This window comes from Moorena producens 3L, assembly GCF_000211815.1.
Lineage (GTDB): Bacteria > Cyanobacteriota > Cyanobacteriia > Cyanobacteriales > Coleofasciculaceae > Moorena > Moorena producens.
Window position 1 is genome coordinate 1 of record NZ_GL890961.1, and the last position, 7,010, is coordinate 7,010.

Here is a 7,010-nt window from a genome sequence, read left to right on the forward strand (position 1 = left end):
CCTCCTGCTCACAGCCTTTTATTTTTTTCATCTTTTTCAGGCAGTAGTCAATGCTCACCATGTCAATTCCCTGCAAACCAATCAAAGATTTGCGGTGCGACCTGAAGGCGCGACCCAAGGCCGGGGACCCGGCCTTGGGTCGCGCACTACCATGGGAATTTTAATTCGACGACTGTAAGCGCACCGGGAGAGTTGATCGAGTATGGTTTTCCGGGACTGGTAGGGGGAATAAAAAAAACTGTGTACCTCATGATTCTGATAATTACTATATCCACCTGGGTTTTAGCAGTGGTCTCCACGGGGCAAGAAAAATTAACAATACATGCACTAATGGAAGATCCTGGTACTCTAAAGGGAAAAACTATATTAAGTAAAGTCAAACACACTAATCCAATGTCATAGCTAAAAAAAATGTCTGGTACCATGGAAGATATTGCTAGACAAGCCCACCAGGGTAGCGTGGTGGCAATTATTCAAACACTGAATGAACGATTAGCCGATTTTGGGGTGAGAACTAGAGCCATTCTGGCTGATGGCGTATTGCAAGTTTTGTGTGAAGCAGCAAAACCGGAACAGCTGGAACAATCGATTCTAGTCAGTCAAATCCAGGAAATTCTGGAAGAAATTTCACCGCGTAACATTCGTCGTGTCAGGATCAACAGCCGCATCGTGCGAGAGGAACAATTACTCTGGTTAGAAGAAATTAGCCGTGACCCAGACAATCAGCTGTTGTGGTACGAAGACATAACCCTTACTAGGCCAAATTTCTTCAAGCAACTGGCTCAAACCTTCAACAATCGCCAAAACCTACCGAGCCAGCAACTGGCTCTAACACCAGGATTTTCCCGTCAACTGAGCCAAAAAAACTACCGAGTCAGCAACTGGTCTTACCGCCAGCTTCTTACAGTCAACTACGTAAAAAAGGTCGATTGCGGCAAGGTGTTGTGATTGGGTTAGGTTTGGGTTTATTCCTGATCCTAGTAGGTTGGTTACTGAATGATTGGTTTGGGAGGGAAATCGAATCCCTAAACCCAACTCAAGCCGACCATTCGGCAAAAGACCCAGCCAATTCTTCTTCATCGGGATCTTCTAGTAATCCAGACCCCCCCTTTACTCGGGACCCCTTTACTGAAGCAATGCGCCTAGCTCAAGAAGCAGCGGCAGCAGGTGAAAGTGTCGAAACCTCAGCTCAATGGTTAGATGTGGCAGCTAAGTGGGAACGGGCATCAAATCTAATGGAGACGGTAAAACCTGATGACCAACGCTACCAGATAGCTCGTTATCGGGTTATACTTTATCGAAAAAACAGTGAGGAAGCTCAAAAACAAGCTAGAAAGAAGCGCTCCTAGTAGTGTTGAATTGAAGTTTTAAATCAGTTTTGTTTAAAAAACGGTATAAAAAGGTGCTCAAGGTGTTTAAGGTGTTCAAAGTGAATCTATTTCAATCCCAGGGGAGATATCTGGAGTTTCTCAATTCTCTCCTGGGTTTCCAGGTACTACTAGTCTACCCAACTCAGAGGCACGCGCCTTTTGGGATTTTTACGCTCTGTGCCTTAGGTCGAAACTCCAACAAGCCCTCATCCAATCTACCGATCAGAATTAATTGGGTAGACGAATTTCGAGCAGTAACCATTGTTGATATCGTGGTGCGCGCCCGTTCGCGCCCCGCGTCGGCTTTGCCGATAGGCGCGCCTCCTAGGCCGGGGAACCCGGCCTAGGAGGCGCGCACCTAAAGCGAATTTAATTACGGGTCAAGCTCACCGGGGACGAGTTTAACTCAACTGTGACGATTACATGATGCAAGTTGTGCCACCGACCCACAGCTTCTCCTCTAACCAGCAGTGATGATTGAACGGGTGTGTAGGTCGGTTGTCGTAAAAAACTCCAATCTCTTGATCAAAAGCACTCTGATGCCGGGAACACTAATCCTAGCGAGATTACTGTTTTAACAGTTGCTCTAGTCAAGACCAGTATTCACAAGTTGTGCAACTAGCATAATGGATGCAGAAAGCGCGATTTTTGCCCCAAGAGTAAATTCCATCAAGTCCCGTCTCTCAGGTACATTTGAACCAACCTTTAGCCAGGAACATCAGGGTTCACTCATGCCTTACCCGACAGAGTTAGCTCAGATCGGGCAACAAATTGCTAAGACTATACTAAATACCTCAGAAACGCAAACTCTGTTGGCCATGCTGGCCAAGGCTATAGGAGAGAGTTTTCAGGTGGATAGCTGTTTAATTGGGGGGCTGGCTAACCCTAGCACTACACCCCAACTAGCCTGGTGGCGTGCTGATCAACACCTCGACCCAGAACACCGATACTACAAAAATCCAGTGCAACTGCTGGAACTCTTAACCACAGAGGATGACTTAGGCAGTGACTCAGTACTGGCAATTTCAGATTGGCAAAAATCCGATGCTTGGTCTAACTTAGATTTGGGTGAAGAAGTGCTATCTGCCAGGGCAATACTGAAGACCTCCACAAAGTTTCAGTCTGTAGTCAACGGGGTAATTGTTTTAGGAAAAGCCCAGCCTTACCAATGGACAAAGACAGAGCAAGAACAGTTAATTGTTGTATCCCAATGGGTATCAGTAGCAATTTCTCAAGTTCAGCTAACCCACCAAGTGAAGGCGGCTACTCGAGACCAAACTCTGCTCAACCAATTGAGTCAAGTGATGCATAGCTCTCTCAATCTCCTGGAGATTTTCCAGATAGCTACCACGGCTGTTGCTGAAGCACTTCAGGTGTCACGGGCACTACTGCTACTCTTAGATGAAACGAATCCCCTTGGTTGCACTGTACCAGGACAGCATTCACCAAAACATGATCTGACAGTCGTTTGTGAATGGTTACAGGAAACCTCTACTACTGATCTATTTTCAAAAGGCGACGCACTGTTAAATAAATCCTTCCCAGTTTCTGAGTGTTCTTGGTACCAACAGGCTCTCAAGCAAGCCCCTGAACCGATAGTCATTACCCATAGACCAGATCACCCGATTGGTAAAGCTGACCACCAGAGCATCTCACTCCTAGATCAGGTCCTATTGCCAGGGTTACTGATCTGTCCTCTGGTTGGGGCAGATAATCATGGCTTGCTATCCGTTAAGGTTTTGGGGTTCTTGGTCTTGCAAAATAGTCAACCTCGCCCTTGGCTAGAAAATCAAATCAACTTGGTCAAGTGGGTCAGTACACAAGTTAGTAGCACTATTATCCAAAATCAGACTCTCCAGCAAGTACAATCCCTTGTTGAAGAACGCACGGCTCAGTTACAACATAGTCTGAAAGTTCAGGCAGAGTTATACGAAAGAACTCGCCAGCAAATGGGTCAGTTAAAAGAATTAAATCGGCTCAAAGACGAATTTCTCAGTAGCATGAATCATGAGTTGCGGACACCTTTGACTGCCATGAGTCTAGCGATTCGGATGTTACGTCAACCCAAACTTGATCTTGAGCGTCGTGCCAAATATCTAGAAATCCTTGAGCAACAGTGTAATCAAGAAATTGAGCTAATTAACGACCTGTTGAGTCTACAGCAGCTGGAATCTGACCAGTCCCAACTGCAGCTGCAAAGAATTGACCTGATGCCGATGATTAAGCACTTGGCTAAATCCTTTGAGTACAAATGGGCGCAGAAAGGCTTAACCTTAACAATCAATAGTTCACTACCATCGCTCTTGATCAACACCGACGCTGAGAGCCTTAACCGTATCTTGCTGGAACTTTTAACCAATGCTGGCAAGTATTCTCACCCAAATACTACAGTGGTGATCGAGGTAACTGAGCAAATCCAGCAATCGGTGAAGCAGATTGTGATGAGTTTGAGCAATATTGGTCAGGGCATCTCTCCAGAAGACCTCAGACATATTTTTGATAAATTCCATCGCGGTCAGGGGATGACCCAAAGAGCAGTTCAGGGTACTGGTTTGGGTCTAGCGCTAGTAAAATGCTTAGTGCAGCATCTCAATGGCACAGTAGATGTCTCCACTGGCCCGTCTGACACTCCTCGCACCTCTCGGGTATCTTTCACAATTACTCTGCCCCAGGTTCAATCTTTTATGTAAAACTTAGTCATTAGTAAGTAAGAAGGCAAAACTAATCACTAATGACTAATAGCTCGGAAGACTAACTGGGAAGAATAGGTATTAAAGTGGATATGATCTGATTTATACTCCCGGATTGAATAGGAGTAACTATGAATAGCTGAGTATGCTCACAACTGATGCGCCCAAGCCACCACGTTGGCAACAACCTAACTATTCTCCCCTGGCTCGCCAGATCGATATTTTTACTGCGGCAGCGCAGTTTATGGTTTATTTATGGTGGGACAAGGTATCGGCTAATAATTCCCCCAAGCAAAGAAATCGTCGAGCCCAGTGGTTAGTTAGAAAGCTCTTAGACTTAGGTCCAACGTTCATCAAGATTGGGCAGGCACTATCCACACGCCCTGATTTACTTAGCTTAGAATATGTGAATGCCTTGGCGCAATTACAAGATCGGATCCCAGAATTTAGTGTAACCGATGCTATAACTCTAATTGAATCAGAACTGGGTCACGACATTCATGGTTTGTATCGGGATTTTGAGCATTTTCCTCTAGCCGCTGCGAGTTTGGGACAAGTTCATAAAGCCCGATTGCACACCGGGGAAGATGTAGTCGTTAAGGTTCAGCGTCCTGGCTTAGAAAAGCTATTTAACCTAGATTTTGAGATTATCCATCGATTGATTCGTTTTGTCAATCGATTTGTTCCGGGAACCAGAAAATATGATTTGGATTCCATCACCCATGAGTTTTTTAACCTGCTCTATCAAGAAATTGACTACATCCATGAAGGGAAGAATGCTGAGAGTTTTCGTCAAAATTTCAGCAATTATGCTCGTATTAGTGTCCCGAAAGTCTACTGGCGATATACAACTAAAAAAGTTTTGACTATGGAGTATATGCCGGGGATTAAAATTGATGACCGTCAGAGCCTGGAATCCCTAGGCATAAATCCTAAAGAAATTATTCAGCTGGGAATTTGTTGCTACCTCAAGCAGTTATTACAAGATGGCTTTTTTCAGTCTGACCCTCATCCTGGAAATATGGCAGTCTCTGCAGAGGGCAGTCTGATTTTCTATGACTTTGGCACAATGCTGGAGGTCAAGTCCATGACTAAAGACCAAATGCTCCAGACTTTTTTTGCTGTACTGCGTAAGGACACTGATCAGGTCGTTAATAGTTTAACTTACATGGGGTTAATTGAACCCATGTCAGATCTCAAGCCAGTCAAGCGATTAGTTGCTTTCCTACTGGAAAAATTTACCGAAAAGCCCATAGAATTACAAGCTTTTGAGGAAATCAGTAGCGAACTTTACTTAATGTTTGAGCAGCAACCTTTTCGCCTACCAGCACAACTGACATTTATATTAAAGTCACTAACAACTCTTGATGGGATCGCTCGTTCCCTAGATCCCCAGTATAATTTGTTAGCTGCTACAGAGCCTTTTGTTAAAAGCCTGGCTGTTTTTCAAGGGCGGGGGAATATAGTGGGGGAACTAGCTAAACAAGCTAGGGATTTTGTGAAATATAACTTACGTAAGGCTAGCGCTACCGAACTAGCAATTCGACGCTTAGAAGAGCGGCTCGAGCTGGGAGAGTTACAATTGCGGGTGCGTTCTGTAGAAAGCGATCGCACTCTCAAGCAGATCACCCTTGCTCTAAAAAGCCTAATTTATGCTTGTTTAACTGGATTTACTCTGGTAGCCGGTACTATTTTCCTATCAGGTCCTTATAGTGGATGGGCGATAGCCGCCTTTGCCTTTTCCGCATTCTGGTTTTTGATTTTGCTGCGTTCTCTGATTAACTTAGCCATTAGAGAAAGCTGGATAGGTTAGCCCAAAGGTAGGCAATCTTATATTTATTAGATCGCCTACCCTAAGCTGTTGTATTTTTTTATGTTTGTATTTTATTTTTTATATACCCCAAGGAATTCGAATCCCTGTCGCCTCCGTGAAAGGGAGGTGTCCTAGGCCTCTAGACGATGGGGGCTTATTGATTTCACTTTTATAATAATAGTGGATATTTTGGTTTGTGTCAAGTGTTTGATCAGGAAATTTTTTTCCACTCCCCTTACTTGATACTATTTCGCAACTGTTCTAGGCGCTGCTGAGCCTTGGCATCCAAGGAATTGACTAAAAAACGACCACGAGAGGATTTCTGTGGTCGGTATTTGCGGCGGGTTCGACGAGCTGTGAATTCAACATCGCTGAGCAACTGCTGGCAAGACATGCATTGAGCACCATACCCGACAACAGTCAATTGCTGTGCCCGATCTGAGGTAGCGACGATCAGACGTTTAGTTGGTTGAACAAGGTTGGTTCTATAGGAGGCGCAAAATTTTTCGATGTAAGTGTCTGCTGTCTCCCCGAAATCGGTGTAGTAAACGGATAAATTATTAGTTATCACCTCACGACTGTTAGGGGTATTGAGTGAGTGAGCATCAAAGACAATCTCAGTGTCATAGCCAACAAAGGCACTGTAATTGGCTAGGGTCTCAATTAACTCTTGGCGAGAACTCAGCAGACCATCACGATCACGGGTATTTTTCAGGAAAGACCAAGAGCCAATGACGTTATAGCCATCAACTAGTAAAATAGCCAGCGGTGAAGAACAAGACATTTTCCATGGGATTATACTATTTACAGTCCCTATGGACTGCTCATATTGGCCAGAATAAATTTAACATTTCTTTATATTAGTATAAATTGCACTTGAGAAAAAGGCAAAAGGATTGAGCAAAAATAACACTCAACCTTTAACTATTAAAACATATCATATTACAATAACAACAATAAGTGTTATAAATAACACTTATTGTTGTTAACAGTTAGCCGATTACAAATCCTACCACTTTCCGGAAACTTCCCGAGAATCAGTGATTAGGACTTACCAGTCTTTGCTTCAGGCGTTCCGGTTGACCTTGGTCAATGACCCGACCCTGGTCTAACAAAAATGCTCCATCACAATAATCC

At 44.2% G+C, this 7,010-nt stretch carries 4 protein-coding genes, 1 tRNA gene and 2 pseudogenes; 4 read left to right on the plus strand and 3 right to left on the minus strand.

Translation table 11 applies throughout. The features are described 5' to 3' along the window. Positions 1-411 precede the first annotated feature (411 nt). From LYNGBM3L_RS47860 to LYNGBM3L_RS25780, 4 genes and pseudogenes are all read left to right on the plus strand, one after another. A pseudogene (locus tag LYNGBM3L_RS47860) lies at positions 412-787 on the plus strand (hypothetical protein); the annotation flags it as partial. A gap of 142 nt (positions 788-929) precedes the next feature. Beyond that, positions 930-1,349, plus strand: a complete 420-nt coding sequence (locus tag LYNGBM3L_RS47865; protein WP_229414714.1) for a hypothetical protein — start codon at positions 930-932, stop codon at positions 1,347-1,349. Between the two features lie 647 nt (positions 1,350-1,996). After that, the gene (locus LYNGBM3L_RS25775) at positions 1,997-4,060 is read left to right on the plus strand and encodes a GAF domain-containing sensor histidine kinase (RefSeq protein WP_008188387.1); all 2,064 of its coding nucleotides are present in this window, start codon (positions 1,997-1,999) and stop codon (positions 4,058-4,060) included. Between the two features lie 145 nt (positions 4,061-4,205). Beyond that, positions 4,206-5,873, plus strand: a complete 1,668-nt coding sequence (locus tag LYNGBM3L_RS25780; RefSeq protein ID WP_008188388.1) for an ABC1 kinase family protein — start codon at positions 4,206-4,208, stop codon at positions 5,871-5,873. Positions 5,874-5,956: 83 nt separating this feature from the next. Here LYNGBM3L_RS25780 and LYNGBM3L_RS25785 read toward each other — a convergent pair. The 3 genes and pseudogenes from LYNGBM3L_RS25785 to LYNGBM3L_RS50615 form a co-directional block, all read right to left on the minus strand. Then, positions 5,957-6,027: transfer RNA gene (locus LYNGBM3L_RS25785), tRNA-Glu, on the minus strand. Positions 6,028-6,108: 81 nt separating this feature from the next. Next, the gene (locus LYNGBM3L_RS25790) at positions 6,109-6,657 is read right to left on the minus strand and encodes an NYN domain-containing protein (RefSeq protein ID WP_008188389.1); all 549 of its coding nucleotides are present in this window, start codon (positions 6,655-6,657) and stop codon (positions 6,109-6,111) included. Between the two features lie 253 nt (positions 6,658-6,910). Then, positions 6,911-7,010: pseudogene (locus tag LYNGBM3L_RS50615) on the minus strand (ABC transporter ATP-binding protein); the annotation flags it as partial.